At 63.1% G+C, this 17,525-nt stretch carries 16 protein-coding genes; 3 read left to right on the top strand and 13 right to left on the bottom strand.

Going from position 1 to position 17,525, the window contains the following annotated elements:
• Window positions 1-25: 25 nt before the first annotated feature.
• Window positions 26-1,366 (top strand): hemolysin family protein, encoded by a 1,341-nt coding sequence (locus IFT76_RS16440; RefSeq protein WP_043192150.1) that lies wholly within the window; start codon window positions 26-28, stop codon window positions 1,364-1,366.
• 9 nt (window positions 1,367-1,375) lie between these two features.
• On the opposite strand, the gene IFT76_RS16435 is transcribed toward IFT76_RS16440, so the two are convergent.
• The 8 genes from IFT76_RS16435 to IFT76_RS16400 all read right to left on the bottom strand — a co-directional run.
• Window positions 1,376-2,272, bottom strand: a complete 897-nt coding sequence (locus IFT76_RS16435; protein ID WP_192059327.1) for a peptidoglycan DD-metalloendopeptidase family protein — start codon at window positions 2,270-2,272, stop codon at window positions 1,376-1,378.
• Window positions 2,273-2,342: 70 nt separating this feature from the next.
• Window positions 2,343-3,248 (bottom strand): response regulator, encoded by a 906-nt coding sequence (locus tag IFT76_RS16430; protein ID WP_122479984.1) that lies wholly within the window; start codon window positions 3,246-3,248, stop codon window positions 2,343-2,345.
• 140 nt (window positions 3,249-3,388) lie between these two features.
• On the bottom strand, window positions 3,389-4,147 hold the full coding sequence (gene phoU / locus IFT76_RS16425) for a phosphate signaling complex protein PhoU (protein ID WP_043192144.1): 759 nt from the start codon (window positions 4,145-4,147) through the stop codon (window positions 3,389-3,391).
• Window positions 4,148-4,202: 55 nt separating this feature from the next.
• The gene (gene pstB, locus IFT76_RS16420) at window positions 4,203-5,036 is read right to left on the bottom strand and encodes a phosphate ABC transporter ATP-binding protein PstB (RefSeq protein WP_122479985.1); all 834 of its coding nucleotides are present in this window, start codon (window positions 5,034-5,036) and stop codon (window positions 4,203-4,205) included.
• A gap of 117 nt (window positions 5,037-5,153) precedes the next feature.
• On the bottom strand, window positions 5,154-6,824 hold the full coding sequence (pstA, locus tag IFT76_RS16415; protein ID WP_192059326.1) for a phosphate ABC transporter permease PstA: 1,671 nt from the start codon (window positions 6,822-6,824) through the stop codon (window positions 5,154-5,156).
• 16 nt (window positions 6,825-6,840) lie between these two features.
• Window positions 6,841-9,126 carry an ABC transporter permease subunit gene (locus IFT76_RS16410; protein ID WP_192059325.1) on the bottom strand — a complete coding sequence of 762 codons (2,286 nt, stop codon included), beginning with the start codon at window positions 9,124-9,126 and terminating at the stop codon, window positions 6,841-6,843.
• A gap of 205 nt (window positions 9,127-9,331) precedes the next feature.
• Complete coding sequence (locus IFT76_RS16405) at window positions 9,332-10,330, bottom strand: phosphate ABC transporter substrate-binding protein PstS (protein ID WP_192059323.1); 999 nt, start codon at window positions 10,328-10,330, stop codon at window positions 9,332-9,334.
• A 118-nt stretch (window positions 10,331-10,448) separates the two neighbouring features.
• On the bottom strand, window positions 10,449-11,731 hold a 1,283-nt coding region (locus tag IFT76_RS16400), incomplete at its 3' end, for an MFS transporter (RefSeq protein WP_192059559.1).
• A gap of 324 nt (window positions 11,732-12,055) precedes the next feature.
• On the opposite strand from IFT76_RS16400, the gene IFT76_RS16395 reads away from it, so the two are divergent.
• Both IFT76_RS16395 and IFT76_RS16390 read left to right on the top strand, forming a co-directional pair.
• The gene (locus IFT76_RS16395; protein WP_043192132.1) at window positions 12,056-12,457 is read left to right on the top strand and encodes an acyl-CoA thioesterase; all 402 of its coding nucleotides are present in this window, start codon (window positions 12,056-12,058) and stop codon (window positions 12,455-12,457) included.
• A gap of 51 nt (window positions 12,458-12,508) precedes the next feature.
• Complete coding sequence (locus tag IFT76_RS16390; protein WP_122479990.1) at window positions 12,509-13,411, top strand: D-hexose-6-phosphate mutarotase; 903 nt, start codon at window positions 12,509-12,511, stop codon at window positions 13,409-13,411.
• A 64-nt stretch (window positions 13,412-13,475) separates the two neighbouring features.
• Here IFT76_RS16390 and IFT76_RS16385 read toward each other — a convergent pair whose 3' ends face one another.
• From IFT76_RS16385 to IFT76_RS16365, 5 genes are all read right to left on the bottom strand, one after another.
• The gene (locus tag IFT76_RS16385; RefSeq protein WP_192059321.1) at window positions 13,476-14,009 is read right to left on the bottom strand and encodes a DUF3299 domain-containing protein; all 534 of its coding nucleotides are present in this window, start codon (window positions 14,007-14,009) and stop codon (window positions 13,476-13,478) included.
• A 140-nt stretch (window positions 14,010-14,149) separates the two neighbouring features.
• Window positions 14,150-14,398: a GlsB/YeaQ/YmgE family stress response membrane protein gene (locus IFT76_RS16380; RefSeq protein ID WP_122479992.1), complete on the bottom strand. Its 249-nt coding sequence runs from the start codon at window positions 14,396-14,398 to the stop codon at window positions 14,150-14,152.
• A gap of 93 nt (window positions 14,399-14,491) precedes the next feature.
• Window positions 14,492-15,574: a 5-(carboxyamino)imidazole ribonucleotide synthase gene (locus IFT76_RS16375; RefSeq protein ID WP_192059319.1), complete on the bottom strand. Its 1,083-nt coding sequence runs from the start codon at window positions 15,572-15,574 to the stop codon at window positions 14,492-14,494.
• Between the two features lie 11 nt (window positions 15,575-15,585).
• Window positions 15,586-16,077, bottom strand: a complete 492-nt coding sequence (purE, locus tag IFT76_RS16370) for a 5-(carboxyamino)imidazole ribonucleotide mutase (protein ID WP_122479994.1) — start codon at window positions 16,075-16,077, stop codon at window positions 15,586-15,588.
• 338 nt (window positions 16,078-16,415) lie between these two features.
• A complete protein-coding gene (locus IFT76_RS16365; protein WP_185794651.1) occupies window positions 16,416-17,324 on the bottom strand; it encodes a LysR substrate-binding domain-containing protein in 909 nt (302 codons plus the stop codon).
• Window positions 17,325-17,525: the final 201 nt, after the last annotated feature.

Here is a 17,525-nt window from a genome sequence, read left to right as displayed (position 1 = left end):
CACACGGACACCGTAAAACGCCACCATGGACCCTTCCACAGGCATCTCCCTTTCGTCATTGTTCGCCGACTTCGGCATGATTCTTTTCGCTCTGTTCCTGGTATTGCTCAACGGCTTCTTCGTTGCCGCCGAGTTCGCCATGGTCAAACTGCGCTCGACCCGCGTGGAAGCCATCGCCAAGAAGCATGGATGGCGCGGCAGCATCCTGCGTACCGTGCACAGCCAGCTGGACGCCTACCTGTCCGCCTGCCAGTTGGGTATCACCCTGGCCTCGCTGGGCCTGGGCTGGGTCGGTGAGCCGGCCTTCGCGCACATACTCGAACCCCTGCTGGGCGCAGTCGGCGTGCAGTCGCCGGAAGTGATCAAGGGCGTGTCGTTCTTCAGTGCCTTCTTCGTCATCTCCTACCTGCACATCGTGGTCGGCGAGCTGGCGCCCAAGTCATGGGCGATCCGCAAGCCCGAGCTGCTGTCGATGTGGACGGCCGTGCCGCTGTATCTGTTCTACTGGGCGATGTACCCGGCCATCTACCTGCTCAACGCCAGCGCCAACGGCATTCTGCGCATCGCCGGCCAGGGCGAGCCCGGCCCGCACCACGAACATCACTACAGCCGCGACGAGCTCAAGCTGATCCTGCATTCGAGCCGTGGCCAGGACCCCAGTGACCAAGGCATGCGCGTGCTGGCGTCGGCGGTGGAGATGGGCGAGCTGGAAGTGGTCGACTGGGCCAACTCCCGCGAGGACCTGGTGAGCCTGGAATTCAACGCGCCGCTCAAGGAAATCCTGGCGATGTTTCGCCGGCATAAATTCAGCCGCTATCCGGTGTACGACACCGAACGCGAAGAATTCGTCGGCCTGTTGCACATCAAGGACCTGCTGCTGGAGCTGGCCGCACTCGACCACCTGCCGGAGTCGTTCAACCTGGCCGAGCTGACCCGCCCGTTGGAGCGCGTATCGCGGCACATGCCGTTGTCGCGCCTGCTGGAGCAGTTCCGCAAGGGCGGCGCACACTTCGCCCTGGTGGAGGAAGCCGACGGCAAGATCATCGGTTATCTGACCATGGAAGACGTGTTGGAAGTGTTGGTCGGCGATATTCAGGACGAACACCGCAAGGCCGAGCGCGGCATCCTCGCCTATCAGCCCGGCAAGCTGCTGGTGCGTGGCGACACGCCGCTGTTCAAGGTCGAGCGGCTGTTGGGCGTGGACCTGGATCACATCGAGGCGGAAACCCTGGCAGGCTTGATCTACGAGACCCTCAAGCGGGTGCCCGAGGAAGAAGAGCTGCTGGAAGTCGAAGGGCTGCGCATCATCATCAAGAAGATGAAGGGGCCCAAGATCATCCTGGCCAAGGTGCTCAAGATCGAGTGATGTGAAACCCTACTGGCCGCCGACGGCGAAGTTGGGGAGCACGCCCAGTGGCCGGTCGAACTGGTAGGGGATCGATTCCAGCGCCAGGCCGACGTTGCGCTGCACCACGAAATGCAGGTGCGGGCCGGTGCTGTTGCCGGTGTTGCCCGAGCGCGCCAGCGCCGAACCGACACTGACCTGCTGCCCCTCCCTGACGCTGACCGAACCGCGCATCAGGTGCAGATAGACGCCCATGGTGCCGTCCTCGTGGAGGATGCGCACGAAGTTGCCCGACGGGTTGTCACCGCGATTGTCCTGCTCGTTTTCCACCTTGATCACCATGCCGCCGCGCGCCGCTATGATCGGCGTGCCTTCGGGCATGGCAATGTCCATGGCATAGCGCCCCTTGGCGCCGAAATGGCTGTATTTGCCATTGGGGCCCTGGGTAAGGCGGAAAGGTCCGCCGCGCCATGGGAACGGATAGCGATAACCATGCGCCTCGCCCTGCGGGTCACCGATCGAGGACACCAGCGTCTGCGCATAGCCCAACGGCTTGCCGGCCTGCTGGGCCGTGAGCACCACCAGGCTGACGCTGCTGCGCGCGGGCACCACCCGGCGGATGCTGCTGGGCGGCAGGCCTTGCACGTTGCGCAACTTGCTCAGCTTCAGCTCGACCTCGACGGGCGCGTACAGATCGTTGCGCACCATGAAATTGGCGCTGCCCTTGCCTTTCTTCACCTCCAGACGAACCTGCCGGTCGATGCGCTCGACGATGCGCTCGCGCAGCACGAAGACCCGCGCGCCGGGCACGGGCCGGTCGGTATAGGAGGTGACGCCATCGGCATTGGTGAACTTGTAGACGGTCGCCGCCTGAGCCATGGGGGCGGCCGCGAGCAGGCCGCAGATCAGCAGGAGGCGATAGACCATGGGGGCGATGTCTGAAGGGGAACGAGCGCCAAGATTAGCAGGTATCGGCGCAGCGGCAATGTGCCATCTGTCAGGCGCCTGGCACGAAATGTTTCTGCACCGATCCACGGGCGATCAAGCGCGAAACGTAGTCGAGCTTCTGCGCATCCTGATCGAGAAAACGGAACGTCAGCTGCAGCCAGTCGCTGTCGGGCTTGGGCTCGAAGGCGGCGACGGCGTGCAGGTAGCCGTTGAGGCGAGCCACCTCGGCATTCTCGCCCTGCTCAAGGTCCAGCACAGCCAACTCCAGCACCTGGGGCAACACGGCTGCGCGGCGTACCACCAGCAACGCTTCCTTGAGGCTCAGGGCCTTGATCACGCACTGCTGGCTGCCACCCGGCAAGCGCAGTTGGCCCTGCCCGCGGCCCATGGGCGCTGAAGCTCGCGGGGGCGGCGGCGCTGCACCTGCCAATAGTGGGCTGGCAGGACGAGACGCCGGTGCTGCAGCCCGTGCAGGCTCGGCACGGCCCGAGGTCAACGCACTGAGTGAATCGTTGGCAAAGGCCGAAGCGGCCTGCTGGCGAGTCGGCGCCCCGGCGGCCAATGCCTGCAGCTTGCCGACCTTGGCCAGGGCCTTCTTGACCTTGGTCATCAGCTGTTCGTTGGTGAACGGCTTGCCGATGTAATCGGAAACGCCGGCCTGGATCGCTTGCACGACGTTTTCCTTGTCGCCTCGACTGGTCACCATGATGAAGGGCAAGGTCTTGCTGTTTTCCTGCTCGCGGGTCCAGGTCAGCAGTTCAAGGCCTGACATTTCCGGCATTTCCCAGTCGCACAGCACCATGTCGTAACTGTTGTGCATCATCAAGGACTGCGCCTTGCGTCCGTTGACTGCATCTTCGACGACGATGCCGGGAAAGGCATTGCGCAGGCATTTCTTCACCAGATCGCGGATGAACGGCGCGTCATCCACTACCAGTACACTGATCTTGCTCATCGACCGCTCCTGAAAACCGCGCAGGCATTACCGCTCGCCAAGGGCCACGTGCCACGTGGCGTGGCTGGCCACACGGCTGCCTCGCTTCGACCCACAATGAAAAACGCCCGGCAAAGGCCGGGCGTTCGTGTCGGGCCACCTTACTTATCGTCAGGTTGGTCCAGAACATTAGCGCTGTCGAGGGTGCCTTCGACTTCCTGCTTCATGCGCTTGAGGCCCATGTGCCGCACATCGGTACCGCGCACCAGGTAGATCACCAGTTCGGAGATGTTGCGCGCATGGTCGCCGATGCGCTCCAGCGAGCGCAGCACCCAGATAACGTTGAGCACTCGGGAGATGGAGCGCGGGTCTTCCATCATGTAGGTCACCAGCTCGCGCAGCGCCGTCTTGTACTCGCGGTCGATGGTCTTGTCGTACTGCGCCACCGACAGGGCCAGGTCGGCGTCGAAGCGGGCGAAGGCGTCGAGTGCGTCGCGCACCATGATGCGTACCTGGTCGCCGATGTGCCGCACCTCGACGTAGCCACGCGGCGACTCGCCCTCCTCGCACAGCTGGATGGCGCGACGGGCGATCTTGGTCGATTCGTCGCCGATGCGCTCCAGGTCGATCACCGACTTGGAAATGCTGATGATCAGCCGCAGGTCGGAGGCCGCGGGCTGTCGACGTGCGAGGATGCGCAGGCATTCCTCGTCGATGTTGCGCTCCATCTGGTTGATCTGCTCGTCGACCTCGCGCACCTGCTGGGCCAGGCCGGAGTCGGCCTCGATCAGCGCGGTGACCGCGTCGTTGACCTGCTTCTCGACCAGCCCGCCCATGGCCAGCAGGTGGCTGCGCACCTCCTCGAGTTCGGCGTTGAACTGCTGCGAGATGTGATGGGTGAGGCCTTCTTTACTGATCATGGGTCGAATCCTTGGTGCGTCCACTCGGGATGATGCCAGCAACCGCTGCGAAGCCCTAGCCGTAGCGACCGGTAATGTAGTCTTCGGTCTGCTTCTTGGCGGGATTGGTGAACAGCGTGTCGGTATCGCCGAACTCCACCAGCTTGCCCATGTACATGAACGCCGTGTAGTCCGACACCCGCGCGGCCTGCTGCATGTTGTGGGTCACGATGACGATGGTGTACTTGGACTTGAGCTCGTAGATCAACTCTTCGACCTTGAGCGTGGAAATCGGGTCGAGCGCCGAGCACGGTTCGTCGAGCAACAGTACCTCGGGCTCGACGGCGATGGTGCGGGCGATCACCAGACGCTGCTGCTGGCCGCCGGACAGGCCCAGCGCCGACTCGTGCAGGCGGTCCTTGACCTCGTCCCACAAGGCTGCGCCCCTGAGCGCCCACTCGACCGCTTCATCGAGGATGCGCTTCTTGTTGATGCCCTGGATGCGCAGGCCGTAGACCACGTTCTCGTAGATGGTCTTGGGGAACGGGTTGGGCTTCTGGAACACCATGCCGACACGGCGACGCAGCTCGGCGACGTCCTCGCCCTTGCTATAGATGTCGTGGCCATAGAGGTTGATGGCACCCTGTACGCGGCAGCCATCGACCAGGTCGTTCATGCGGTTGAAGGTGCGCAGCAGGGTCGACTTGCCGCAGCCCGACGGGCCGATGAAGGCGGTCACGCGCTGCTTGGGAATGTTCATGCCGATGTCGAACAGCGCTTGCTTGTCGCCGTAGAACAGGCTCAGGCCGGGCACTTCGATGGCCACGGTCTCTTTCGCCAGGTTCAGGCTCTGCTTGTCGCGCCCCAAGGCCGACAGGTTGATGCCATGGGATGGGTTTTCATGCTGCATGGCAGACTCCAGAGGCTGTCAAATTCGGTTCAACGTCGGAATATTCCAAGGGCTGTGATGACCTGTTCGCAGGCGGAGCGGGCTCTGCCCGCGAAGGGGTCATCACTGACACACCCCTCAACTGTCCAGCGCCTTGTACTTCTCGCGCAAGTGGTTGCGGATCCACACTGCCGACAGGTTCAGCGTAGCGATCACCAGCACCAGCAGCAATGCGGTGGCATACACCAGCGGTCGCGCGGCCTCCACGTTGGGGCTCTGGAAACCGACGTCATAGATATGAAAGCCCAGGTGCATGATCTTCTGGTCCAGGTGCAGGTACGGGTAGTTGCCGTCCAGCGGCAGCGACGGCGCCAGCTTGACCACACCCACCAGCATCAGCGGCGCCACCTCGCCAGCAGCGCGGGCCACGGCCAGGATCATGCCGGTCATCATTGCCGGGCTGGCCATGGGCAGGACGATCTTCCACAGGGTTTCCGCCTTGGTCGCGCCGAGGGCGAGCGAGCCCTCGCGCACGGTCCGCGGAATTCGTGCCAGGCCCTCCTCGGTGGCCACGATCACCACCGGCACCGCCAGCAGGGCCAGGGTCAGCGACGCCCACAACAGCCCCGGCGTGCCGAAGGTCGGCGCCGGCAGGGCCTCGGGAAAGAACAGCCGATCGAGCGAGCCACCGAGCACATAGACGAAGAACCCCAGGCCGAACACGCCATAGACGATGGCCGGTACACCCGCCAGGTTGTTCACCGCAATGCGGATCAGACGCGTGAAGGTATTCTGCTTGGCGTACTCACGCAGGTAGACCGCCGCCAGTACGCCGAACGGCGTGACGATGACGGCCATGATCAGGGTCATCATCACCGTGCCGAAGATGGCTGGAAAGATCCCGCCCTCGGTGTTGGCTTCGCGCGGGTCATCGCTGAGGAATTCCCACATCTTGCTGAAATAGAAACCCAGCTTGGTCAGCGTATTCATGGCATTGGGCTGATAGGCGTGGACGATCTGGCCCAGCTGAACCTCGATTTCCTTGCCGTTGGCGTCACGCACCGTGAGGCTGTCGCGATTGACCTGGGCATGCAGCGCGCCCAGGCGGGTTTCGATGTCTTTGTAACTCGCGTCGAGCTCGGCGCGCTCGGCGTCCATGTCGGCCTGCGCCACAGGCGTGAGTTGGCCTTCGAGCTCCAGTCGGCGGGCCTGCAGGCGCAGCCTTTCCAGGCCGGCGTTGACCTTGCCGATATCGGACTTCTCCAGCCGCCTCAGTGCCTCCGCCAGGTCGCTGACCCGGGTGATGCGGCTTTGCAGTTCCGGCCAGGCAGTTTCGCCCTCGGCGACAACCTTGCCTTGTTCCTTGATATTGACCAGGTAGCCATAGAAATTGCCCCACTCGCGCCGCTCCAGCGCCATGAGCTCGGGCGGGGTGCTCTGCTCGGCCAACCAGTCGCCGACGATCCAGGTGAAATCGACACCGTTGATGTCGCGGTTGCCGACCTTGACCAGCTCGCGGGTCATGAATTCGGGGCCGCTGTCCGGCACCGGCAGGCCGGCACTTTTCAGACGTTCGCGCGGCACCTCTTCCTTCTGCACGATTTCGCCGATGACCAGGTGGTTGGCCATTCCCGGCACGTTGTAGCTGGCGTGTATCAGGTCGGCCGGCCAGAAATGTGCCAGGCCACGCACGGCGATCACCGCCAGCAGCCCCAGGGTCATGATCACCGCGATGGACACGGCCCCGCCGCTCAGCCATACGCCGGGCGAGCCGCTCTTGAACCAGCCTTTCAGGGAGTTCTGCTTCACAGCTGGCTACCTTTTCTCAAAGCGACGAATACTTTTTGCGCAGGCGCTGACGAATCAGCTCGGCCGCGGTGTTCATGACGAAGGTGAACAACAGCAGCACCAGGGCCGAGAGGAACAGCACGCGGTAGTGACTGCCGCCCACTTCCGACTCGGGCATTTCCACCGCGACGTTGGCCGCCAGGGTGCGCAGGCCTTCGAACAGGTTCATTTCCATGACCGGTGTGTTGCCGGTGGCCATCAGCACGATCATGGTTTCGCCCACGGCCCGGCCCATGCCGATCATCAGCGCCGAGAAGATGCCTGGGCTGGCGGTCAGGATCACCACCCGGGTCAGGGTCTGCCAGGGTGTGGCGCCCAGCGCCAGCGAACCCAGGGTCAGGCCGCGCGGCACGCTGAACACGGCGTCCTCGGCAATCGAATAGATGTTCGGAATGACCGCGAAGCCCATGGCCAGGCCCACCACCAACGCGTTGCGCTGATCGTAGGTGATGCCCAGGTCGTTGCTGATCCACAGGCGCATGTCGCCGCCGAACCACCAGGTTTCCAGGAACGGGCTCATGTACACCGCAAACCAGCCCACCAGCAGGATCACCGGGATCAGGATCGCGCTTTCCCAACCGTCCGGAATGCGCAGGCGGATCGACTCCGGCAGGCGACTGACCACGAAACCTGCGCTCAGGATGCCCAGCGGGGTAAGCAGGAGCAGGCTGAAGATACCGGGCAGGTGACCTTCGACATAAGGTGCCAGGAACAGGCCGGCGAAGAAGCCGAGGATCACCGTAGGCATGGCCTCCATCAGCTCGATGACCGGCTTGACCTTGCGGCGCATGCCGGGGGCCATGAAGTAGGCGGTGTAGATCGCCGCGGCAATGGCCAGCGGTGCGGCCAGCAGCATTGCGTAGAACGCGGCCTTTAGGGTGCCGAACGTCAGCGGCGCCAGGCTCATCTTGGGCTCGAAATCGGTGTTGGCTGCGGTCGATTGCCAGACATAGGCCGGCTTGTCGTAGTTCTCGTACCAGACCTTGCTCCACATCGAGCTCCAGGACACTTCCGGATGCGGGTTGTGCAGGGTCAGTGGCTGCAACGCGCCGTTGGCTTCGACCATGAGCTTGTTGGCCCGCGGCGCCATGGCGTAGATACCCGCGCCGTCGACCACGGGCTCGACCAGCAGGGTGCGGTGCGCAGTGCTGTGGAAAACCCCCAGCTGGCCGGATGCATCCAGCGCGGTGAAGCCCTTGCGCCGCTGTTCGGAGCTGATCTGGATGATCGGCGCGTGCCCCATCTGGAAGGTACGGATCTGCTTGAGGCGTGGTTCGCCGTCTTCGTCGCGGGCCATGAACCATTGCGCCAGGCCGCCCCTGGAGTCGCCGATGATCAGCGAGATGCCGCCGACCAACTGGGCGCTGGCGGTGATCTGGGTGTCGGCGTTTTCGCTGAGCTTGTAGCGGCCGTTCATGCTGCGGTCGCGCAGGCTGAAAACATCGACCTGGGCACGGCCGTTGATCACATAAAGCCACTGCTGGCGCGGGTCGATGAAGATCGCCTTTACCGCCTGGTTCATCTGCGGCAGCTCGATGCGCTTCTGCTCGTTGGCGACCTCGCCGGTCATCATGTTTTCTTCGCGGGTGAGCTGCAGCACGTGGAGCTGGTCACCGGTGGAACCGGCCAGGATCAGGCTGGAGTCGCTGGCATTGATGCTCACCCGCTCCAGCGCGCGGCCTTGAGGATCAAGTTCGATGGGGGCGTTGCCGTAGGGGTATTCGATCGCCGGGGTCACCGTCTTGTTGCCACCCGGGTAAGTCACCCGGTAGGTGTGGCGAAACACCAGAGCCTGGCCGTTGGACAGGCCCAGTACCACCAGTGGCGCACCTGGCTGGTCCTTGGCGCTGGCGGTCACGGTCACGCCGGCGGGAATCGGCAACGCCGTGCGCGACAGCTCTTCCCCGGTATGAGCATTGAAGAACAGTGCCGTGCCCTGCTCCGAGACGCGCATGCCCGCCTCGTTCTGCTCTTCGAGCGCATACACCAGAGGCTTGCCGGCATCCTGCAGCCAAGCGGGATGCAGCGGCGGCTCGACCGTCAGGTCTGCGCCTTTGAACAGCGGTACCACCACGTAGGCGAGAAAGAAGAAGATCAAGGTGATCGCGGCCAGCACGGCCAGGCCACCGACCAACACATACCAGCGCGTGAAGCGATCCTTGAGCGCGCGAATACGCCGCTTGCGCTGCATCTCGGGCGTGTTGAAATCGATGCGCTTGGGTGGAGAAGTCGGGGTCATCGGGGAATTGGCCAGATCGTTCATGCGCACACCCTAGCGATCCTGTATGACAGAAACATGACAATGAGGTGACGCGACAAAAACGCCGGCCGGCTCAAGGCCGTCGGCGAATGGATGTAGGTTAATCCCGTAGGAGCGGTCTGTAGGCGCGAACCTGTCACTGCGGTGCATCAGGTGTACCGCGGCGCTCGTTTCGCGGCCACCGGCCGCTCCTACGGGGTGGCGATGTTTATTGCTTGGCGACGTCTGCGCCTTCCTTCAGACCCAGGTCGGCCAGGGCCTTGGCGGCGACTTTGGCCGGCAGGGGAATGTAGCCATCCTTGACCACGACTTCCTGACCCTGCTTGGACAGCATCAGCTTGACGAACTCGGCCTCCAGCGGCGCCAGCGGCTTGTTCGGCGCCTTGTTGACGTACACATAGAGGAAGCGCGACAACGGATACTTGCCGTTCAGGGCGTTTTCCTCGGTGTCTTCGATGAACTCGCTGGTGCCTTTCTTGGCCAGCGGGACGGTCTTCACACTGGCGGTCTTGTAACCGATACCCGAGTAGCCAATGCCATTGAGCGAGCTGCTGATCGACTGTACCACCGAGGCCGAGCCTGGCTGCTCGTTGACGTTGGCCTTGTAGTCACCCTTGCACAGGGCCTCTTCCTTGAAATAGCCATAGGTACCGGACACCGAGTTGCGCCCGAACAGCTGCACCGGTTTGTTGGCCAGGTCGCCGGTCACGCCCAGGTCGCCCCAGGTCTTCACATCGGCCTTGGCGCCACACAGGCGAGTGGACGAGAACACCGCGTCGACCTGTTCCATGGTCAGGTGCTGGATCGGGTTGTCCTTGTGCACGAACACGGCCAGGGCGTCGACGGCTACCGGAATGGCCGTGGGCTTGTAGCCGTATTTCTGCTCGAAGGCCGCCATCTCGGTGTCCTTCATCTTGCGGCTCATGGGCCCCAGGTTGGCGGTGCCTTCGATCAGCGCCGTGGGCGCCGTGGCCGAACCTGCTGCCTGGATCTGGATATTGACGTTCGGGTATTCCTTCTTGTAGTTCTCGGCCCACAAGGTCATCAGGTTGGCCAGGGTATCGGAGCCCACACTGGACAAGTTGCCCGACACGCCAGTGGTCTTGACGTAGGCAGGGATGGAAGGGTCGACGGCGGCTACCGCATTGCCAGTGGCAACGCCTGCGGCGACGAAGGTCATGGCGGCCATCAAACGCGTGAGTTTCATGCCTTGCTCCTAGCAAATCCAGAAAAGGGTGTTGACTCGGCGCTCGGTATTGGCGGGCCGTGGGGACACTCTATGAAAGGATTGTGACAGTAGGATGAATGGCCATCATCCTCCGTGNTTCTTGGCCATCAGGTACAACCCGCACAGGAAGCCGATCACACAGATCGCCGCCACATAATAGGCCGGCCCCATGGGATTGGACTTCATCAGCAGGGTCACTGCCATCGGCGTCAGGCCGCCGAAGATGGCATAGGCCACGTTGTACGAAAACGACAGGCCGGAGAAACGCACCACCGCCGGGAACGCCTTGACCATCACGTAGGGCACCGCGCCGATCACGCCCACGCACAGGCCAGTCACCGCATACAGCGGAAACAGCCAATCGGGATGCGCGTGCAGGCTGTGGAACAGGGTCCAGGAAGTGGCCAGTAGCGCCAGGCTGCCGACCACGAACACCTTGCCGGCGCCGAAGCGGTCGGCCAGCGCGCCCGAACCGATGCAGCCCAGGCTCAGGAACACAATGGCCAGGCTGTTGGCCTGCAGCGACTGCTTGGGGGTGAAGCCGTAGAGGGTCTGCAGAATGGTCGGGGTCATCAGGATGACCACGATGATCCCCGCCGAGAGCAACCAGGTGAGCAGCATGGAAATGGCCACCGCACCGCGATGGTCGCGCAGCACCGTGCGCAGCGGTACTTCGGCGGCCAGCGCCTTGCGCTGCTGCAGTTCGGCGAAGACCGGGGTTTCATGCAGCCAGCGACGCAGGTACACCGACGCCAGGCCGAACACACCGCCAATCAGGAAAGGAATACGCCAGGCGTAGTCCGAAACCTCGGCCGGGGTGTAGATGCTGTTGATGGCAGTGGCCATCAGCGAGCCCAGCAGGATCCCGGTGGTCAAGCCGCAGGTCAGCGTGCCGCAGGCATAGCCGACGTTGCGCCCCGGCACGTGCTCTGAGACGAACACCCAGGCCCCGGGTACTTCGCCGCCGATGGCCGCGCCCTGGATCACCCGCATCAACAGCAACAGGATGGGCGCAAAGATGCCGATCTGTGCGTAAGTGGGCAGCAGGCCCATGATCAGGGTGGGCACGGCCATCATGAAGATGCTCAACGTGAACATCTTCTTGCGCCCCAACAGGTCACCGAAGTGCGCCATGATGATGCCGCCCAGCGGCCGCGCCAGATAGCCAGCGGCGAAGATGCCGAAGGTTTGCATCAGCCGCAGCCACTCGGGCATGTCGGCAGGAAAGAACAACTTGCCCACCACCGCCGCAAAGAACACGAAGATGATGAAGTCGTAGAACTCAAGTGCACCGCCCAGGGCGGACAACGAAAGTGTCTTGTAATCACTGCGGGTCAGCGGACGCGAAGGCGGAGCGATACTCGAAGGCGCGGCGGTCATGTGATGTTCTCTTATATACAAATCCACAGCTTTGTTGCTGTTTTGGGTTTGGCAGTGCAGGCACGATAGCAAATTGCTAGAAAAAGCACATGGCCTGTATTGGCAATCGCAGTAATTGGACAGCGAACGGTCGTTATGGCGGTTCTGCGCCTATATACTGGCCTTAATTAAAGGGTCTTGTGCGAAAACGCAGCTAGCGTTGTAGCCGATTTCGCAGAGGTACCCTGTGTGCGCCAGTTGTAAGAAAAGCCGTGTAGGCTTTTGTCATTGGCGCCGATCAATGCGCCACTCCAATAAAGCGTCACGGGTCAGAGGCCCCCCGGCATGATTGAACTCGAACAAGAAGATCCCATTCCCCAAGGCGACCTGGCCTTGCAGATCACCGCGCTGCCGCGCGAAACCAACGGCTTTGGCGATATTTTCGGCGGCTGGCTGGTCGCCCAGATGGATCTGGCCGGAACGGCCATGGCCAGCAAGGTCGCCGGTGGACGGGTGGCGACGGTAGCCATCGATCGCATGGCGTTCCTGGTCCCGGTTGCCGTCGGCGCGCAATTGTCCTTCTATACCCAGACCCTGGAGATCGGCCGCAGCTCGATCCAGATGATGGTCGAGGTATGGAGCGACGATCCACTGTCGAGCGAATGGCGCAAGGTCACCGAGGCCGTCTTCGTGTTCGTCGCCATCGACGGCAGCGGCCGCACACGCGCGGTACCACCGCGGCGCTGATACACCACCGGCGCATCAGCCGACTTTTTGAACCCATAGCGAGAACTCTTCATGTCTGAGCCGCAGGTCGAATCGGTCAAGCTCGATGAACTCAATTGCTGGCGCATCAGCACCGATCAGGCTGAGCTGCTGATCGCGCAACAAGGCGCCCAGGTAATCAGCTATCAGCGTCACGGTCAGCAGCCGCTGATCTGGCCCAACCCGGCCGCCCTCTACAAGCCGGGCAAGGCCGTTCGCACCGGCGTGCCGGTGTGTTGGCCATGGTTCGGCAACCTGGGGCGCAATCCCGAGGCGGTGCAGGCCATGCGCACCGCCAGCGACGAGGCCCCTGCCCACGGCCTGGTGCGGACGCTGGACTGGGAGTTGCTGGGTATCGACCAGCTCGAATCGGGCATCAAGGTCGAATTGAGCGTGCCGCAGGCAGCTCGCGGCGAATTGCCAGGGTGGCCGCACAAGGTCGAGGTCAGGCTGTGCGTGGTGCTTGGCGAGGCGCTGGAGATCACCTTGCACAGTCGCAACCTGGACGACCATACCGTAAGCCTGAGCCAGGCACTGCACAGTTACTTTGCGGTGAGCGACGTGCGTCAGGCCACCGTCGAGTGCCTGGGCGGCCTGACCTACATCGAAACCCTGGACGGCTGGCAGCCCCGCCAGCAGGCTGGCGTGCTCGGGTTTGCCGGCGAAACCGACCGGATCTACCTGAATACTCCAGCGCAGCTGAGTTTCGTCGACCCAGGCTGGCAACGTCGGGTGACCCTCGCCTCCACCGGCTCGCGCAGCGCAGTGGTGTGGAACCCGTGGGTCGAGCGCGCCACGGCCTTGCCGGACATGGCCGACGATGGATGGCAGGGCATGCTGTGCATCGAGACGGCGAACGTCTGGGATGACGTGGTGACGCTGGCACCCGGTGCGGCGTGTGCCATGGGTGTGAGGTTTACAGCTTCGGAGCTTTGATATTTGCAGGCAGGTCTGGCCTCTTCGCGGGTAGAAGGCTAGCGAAGAGGCAAGGCCTGCAAACTCACAAATCCGACTCCTCCACCACCCGCACTTTCTGTGCATCCAGCGCATAAGCCGCATCGGCCAGGTCGTTGCTGATCTTCTCCACCTTGACCTTGCCCGTGACCCACAACGGCGTGTAGATATCGGCCAGCTTCAGCCCCTTGGGGTAGCGCACCAGGATCAACTGGTTCGGCGGCGGCGGCGGAACGTGAATGCACGCGCCTGGGTATGGCACCAGGAAGAACAGCGTACTGTTGCCCTTGGCATCGCTTTCCAGCGGAACGGGGTAGCCACCGATGCGAATGTCCTTGCCGTTCATGGCCGCCACGGTCTTGGTGGAATACATCACCGCCGGCAGACCCTTGGCTTGCTTCATGCCGCCCTTTTCGGTGAACGTGCCCTGCGCCTCGGGTGAGTCGTGGTCGATTTCGGGCATCTGCTCCAAAGCCTGCTGGTCGGCCTTGGGCATCAGCTGCAGCCAGTCGGTTTCCGGCAGTTCAGCATGCGCAGTGGCTGCGGCGAACATGAAGCAGAGCAGTAGAAGTCGGCGCATGGCAGGGCCCAGAGTGGAAAGTCGGCCATTCTAACCACAGCCCAGACGTGACGCAGCCCCCATCGAGGCAAGCTCGATGGGGGCTGCGGTGCAACCAGTCAGGTACCTGCAGGATTGACGCAGGTATCAGGCGCGTTGAATCAACGCTTCTTGCTGACCATGCCGTAGATAACCAGCAGGATGATCGCGCCGACCAGCGCGCCGAGGAAACCGGCACCTTCGCCAGCCCGGTAGATACCCAGCGCCTGACCACCGTAGGTCGCAGCCAGGGAGCCGGCGATACCCAGCAGAATGGTCATGATCCAACCCATGCTGTCATCGCCAGGCTTCAGAAAACGCGCCAGCAGACCAACGATCAAGCCGATGAAGATAGTCCCGATGATTCCCATGATATTCCCTCTGATATGAACAGGCTTGATGCCAAGCTGCGATAGCAGCCTTGGCGTACAGCCATCAGAGGGTTGATGGTCGGCAATGGTTCCTCAACCCTGGATAAGGGCCTGCACTTCGGCGATCTGGCGTTGCAACGTGGCGCGATCGGCGCACCGCACGGTGGCATGACCGACCTTGCGGCCGACCTTGAACGCCTTGCCGTAGTGGTGCAGATGGCAGTCGTCGATGGCCGCGACCTGCGCCACTGCCGGCACTTCGCCGATGAAGTTGAGCATGGCGCTTTCGCCGACCTTGGCGGTCGAACCCAATGGCAGCCCGGCCACGGCGCGCAGGTGGTTTTCGAACTGGCTGCACTCGGCGCCTTCGATGGTCCAATGCCCCGAATTGTGCACGCGGGGCGCGATTTCATTGGCCTTCAAGCCACCGTCCACTTCAAAGAACTCGAACGCCAGTACGCCAACGTAGTCGAGCTTTTCCAGCACACGACCAGCGTAGTCTTCGGCCAGCCCCTGCAGTGGATGCGCGGTGCTTGCCACCGACAGGCGCAGGATGCCGGCCTCGTGGGTGTTGTGCACCAGCGGGTAGAAGCGGGTCTCGCCATCGCGTGCGCGCACGGCGATCAGCGACACTTCGCCGGCAAAGGGCACGAAGCCTTCGAGCAGGCACGGCACGCTGCCCAGTTCGGCGAAGGTCCCGGCCACATCAACGGCGCTGCGCAGGACCTTCTGGCCTTTGCCGTCATAGCCCAGGGTACGGGTTTTCAGCACGGCGGGCAGGCCGATGCTGGCCACCGCGGCGTCGAGATCGGCCTGGGACTGGATGTCGGCGAACGTCGGCGTCGGCACGTCCAGGTCCTTGAACATGCTTTTTTCGAACCAGCGGTCACGGGCGATGCGCAGCGCGTCGGCACTGGGATACACCGGTACGAATTGCGACAGGAACGCCACGGTCTCGGCCGGAACGCTTTCGAACTCGAAAGTGACCAGGTCGACTTCGTCGGCCAACTGGCGCAGGTGATCCTGGTCGCCATAGTCGGCCCGCAGGTGCTCGCCCAGGGGGGCGGCACAGGCATCGGGCGCCGGGTCCAGGAAAGCGAAGTTCATCCCCAGGGGGGTACCGGCCAAGGCCAGCATGCGGCCCAGTTGGCCGCCACCGATTACACCGATCTTCATGTCAAAGAACCTCAGGCCTGGCGCGGGTCGGGATTGTCCAGAACGTTGTCTGTCTGCTCGGCGCGGAACGTTTTCAGCGCAGTGTGGAACTGCGGGTGCTTGGCGCCCAGGATGCTGGCCGACAGCAGCGCGGCGTTGATCGCGCCGGCCTTGCCGATGGCCAGTGTGGCGACCGGAATGCCCGCCGGCATCTGCACGATGGACAGCAGCGAGTCGACGCCCGACAGCATGGACGACTGCACCGGCACGCCCAGCACCGGCAGGTGCGTCTTGGCCGCGCACATGCCTGGCAGATGCGCCGCGCCGCCGGCACCGGCGATGATCACCTCGATGCCGCGGCTTTCGGCCTCGTCGGCATACTGGAACAGCAGGTCCGGGGTGCGGTGGGCGGAAACCACCTTGACCTCGAAGGGAATACCGAGCTTTTCCAGCATATCGGCGGTGTGGCTAAGGGTGGACCAATCGGACTTGGAGCCCATGATCACGCCAACCAATGCACTCATCGTCGAGCCTCTTCTCTTGGGCGCCCGCAGGCGCGTCAAAAAACAACGAGCCACGCAGGAAGACCGGCGTGGCTCGTTATGCGAATAATGGCCGGAACAGACCGGCCGAAGGCCGCGCAGTATACCGTAAGAATGAAGATTTATTGCAGCCATCTCGACCGGCCGTCAAATGGCTGCGAAGCACGGGTTTGTTGACTTTCAGGTCAGTGAAACAGGTGCTGGATCCTTCGCGGCCACTGGCCGCTCCTACAGAGATCGCGATGGCCGCGCCTATGGGGATCCCGATGGCTCTGCGTAGGAGCGGCCAGTGGCCGCGAAGGCAGCACCGCCGAATCCAGTCAGGCGCTGCCCGCCGCCGCACCCTCCAACCGCTTCCACAACAGCCGCACATTGGCCTTGCGCACCAACGCACAGCGATACACGCGAATCTCCAACGGCACGTGCCACTGCTGCCCGCCACACACCACCAGCTCGCCGCGAGCCAGCTCGGCGCGTACGCTCAGGCGCGGCACCCAGGCGATCCCCAGGCCTTCGAGCGCCATGCTTTTCAGGCTGTCGGCCATGGCGGTTTCGTACACCGTGGTATAGCGCAGGCTGCGCTGACGCAGCAGCAGGTTCACCGAGCGCCCGAGAAATGCGCCTGCGGTGTAAGCCAGCAGTGGAATGCTGCCCTCGCCTTCCAGGTCGAACAACGGCTGGCCCTGGGCGTCGCTGGCGCAGATGGGCAGCATCTCGGTGGTGCCCAGGTGCAGCGACGGAAATATTTCCGGGTCCATCTGCATCGCCGAATCGGGGTCGTAGAACGCCAGCATCAGGTCGCAGCCGCCCTCGCGCAACGCATGCACTGCATCGCCGACGTTGGTGGCCACAAGACGCGTGGCGATGGGCAGGCCGTCGTTGCGCAGTTTCGCGATCCAGCCCGGAAAGAACCCCAATGCCAGCGAGTGCGCTGCAGCCACCTGCATGACTTCACCCTGCCCGCCTTCCAAGTGATGCAGATGACGCAAGACCTCGCCCAGTTGGTCGACCACCGTGCGCGCCGTGACCAGGAACAACTGACCGGCCTCGGTCAACTCGACCGGCGTGCGCGATCGATTCACCAACGTCAGGCCCAGCGCAGCTTCCAGGCTGCGGATACGCCGGCTGAACGCAGGCTGGGTGACGAAGCGGCGTTCAGCCGCTTGTGAAAAGCTGCGGGTGGCCGCCAGTGCGCTGAAATCTTCCAGCCATTTGCTTTCCAGGTTCATGTCGGTTCTCGGTACGTTGATTCGGGCAGCGTGTAAAGCCGGACGCGGCTCGCGCTGCTGCTACAGGGATCCCTTGTAGCAGCGGCGCAAGCCGCGTCGGCGGACAACACCGACGTCATTGGAATACGCCGGATCACCCTTGCGCGTCACATGCGCCATTATGCCGATTATGCATACCCCAGCAAGCATCAGCATTAGCCG

The sequence above is a fragment of the Pseudomonas sp. CFBP 13727 genome, assembly GCF_014841915.1.
GTDB classification, from domain to species: domain Bacteria; phylum Pseudomonadota; class Gammaproteobacteria; order Pseudomonadales; family Pseudomonadaceae; genus Aquipseudomonas; species Aquipseudomonas baltica.
Note: the sequence above shows the minus strand (reverse complement) of the source record. Positions and strands in the feature narration are given on the sequence as shown.

Bases quoted from the DNA above. Each gene is read 5' to 3' on its own strand.
- IFT76_RS16440 (WP_043192150.1), top strand. From the start codon at position 26: ATGGACCCTTCCACAGGCATCTCCCTTTCGTCATTGTTCGCCGACTTC.
- IFT76_RS16435 (WP_192059327.1), bottom strand. From the start codon at position 2,272: ATGGTCTATCGCCTCCTGCTGATCTGCGGCCTGCTCGCGGCCGCCCCC.
- IFT76_RS16430 (WP_122479984.1), bottom strand. From the start codon at position 3,248: ATGAGCAAGATCAGTGTACTGGTAGTGGATGACGCGCCGTTCATCCGC.
- phoU (WP_043192144.1), bottom strand. From the start codon at position 4,147: ATGATCAGTAAAGAAGGCCTCACCCATCACATCTCGCAGCAGTTCAAC.
- pstB (WP_122479985.1), bottom strand. From the start codon at position 5,036: ATGCAGCATGAAAACCCATCCCATGGCATCAACCTGTCGGCCTTGGGG.
- IFT76_RS16410 (WP_192059325.1), bottom strand. From the start codon at position 9,126: ATGAACGATCTGGCCAATTCCCCGATGACCCCGACTTCTCCACCCAAG.
- IFT76_RS16405 (WP_192059323.1), bottom strand. From the start codon at position 10,330: ATGAAACTCACGCGTTTGATGGCCGCCATGACCTTCGTCGCCGCAGGC.
- IFT76_RS16395 (WP_043192132.1), top strand. From the start codon at position 12,056: ATGATTGAACTCGAACAAGAAGATCCCATTCCCCAAGGCGACCTGGCC.
- IFT76_RS16390 (WP_122479990.1), top strand. From the start codon at position 12,509: ATGTCTGAGCCGCAGGTCGAATCGGTCAAGCTCGATGAACTCAATTGC.
- IFT76_RS16385 (WP_192059321.1), bottom strand. From the start codon at position 14,009: ATGCGCCGACTTCTACTGCTCTGCTTCATGTTCGCCGCAGCCACTGCG.
- IFT76_RS16380 (WP_122479992.1), bottom strand. From the start codon at position 14,398: ATGGGAATCATCGGGACTATCTTCATCGGCTTGATCGTTGGTCTGCTG.
- IFT76_RS16375 (WP_192059319.1), bottom strand. From the start codon at position 15,574: ATGAAGATCGGTGTAATCGGTGGCGGCCAACTGGGCCGCATGCTGGCC.
- purE (WP_122479994.1), bottom strand. From the start codon at position 16,077: ATGAGTGCATTGGTTGGCGTGATCATGGGCTCCAAGTCCGATTGGTCC.
- IFT76_RS16365 (WP_185794651.1), bottom strand. From the start codon at position 17,324: ATGAACCTGGAAAGCAAATGGCTGGAAGATTTCAGCGCACTGGCGGCC.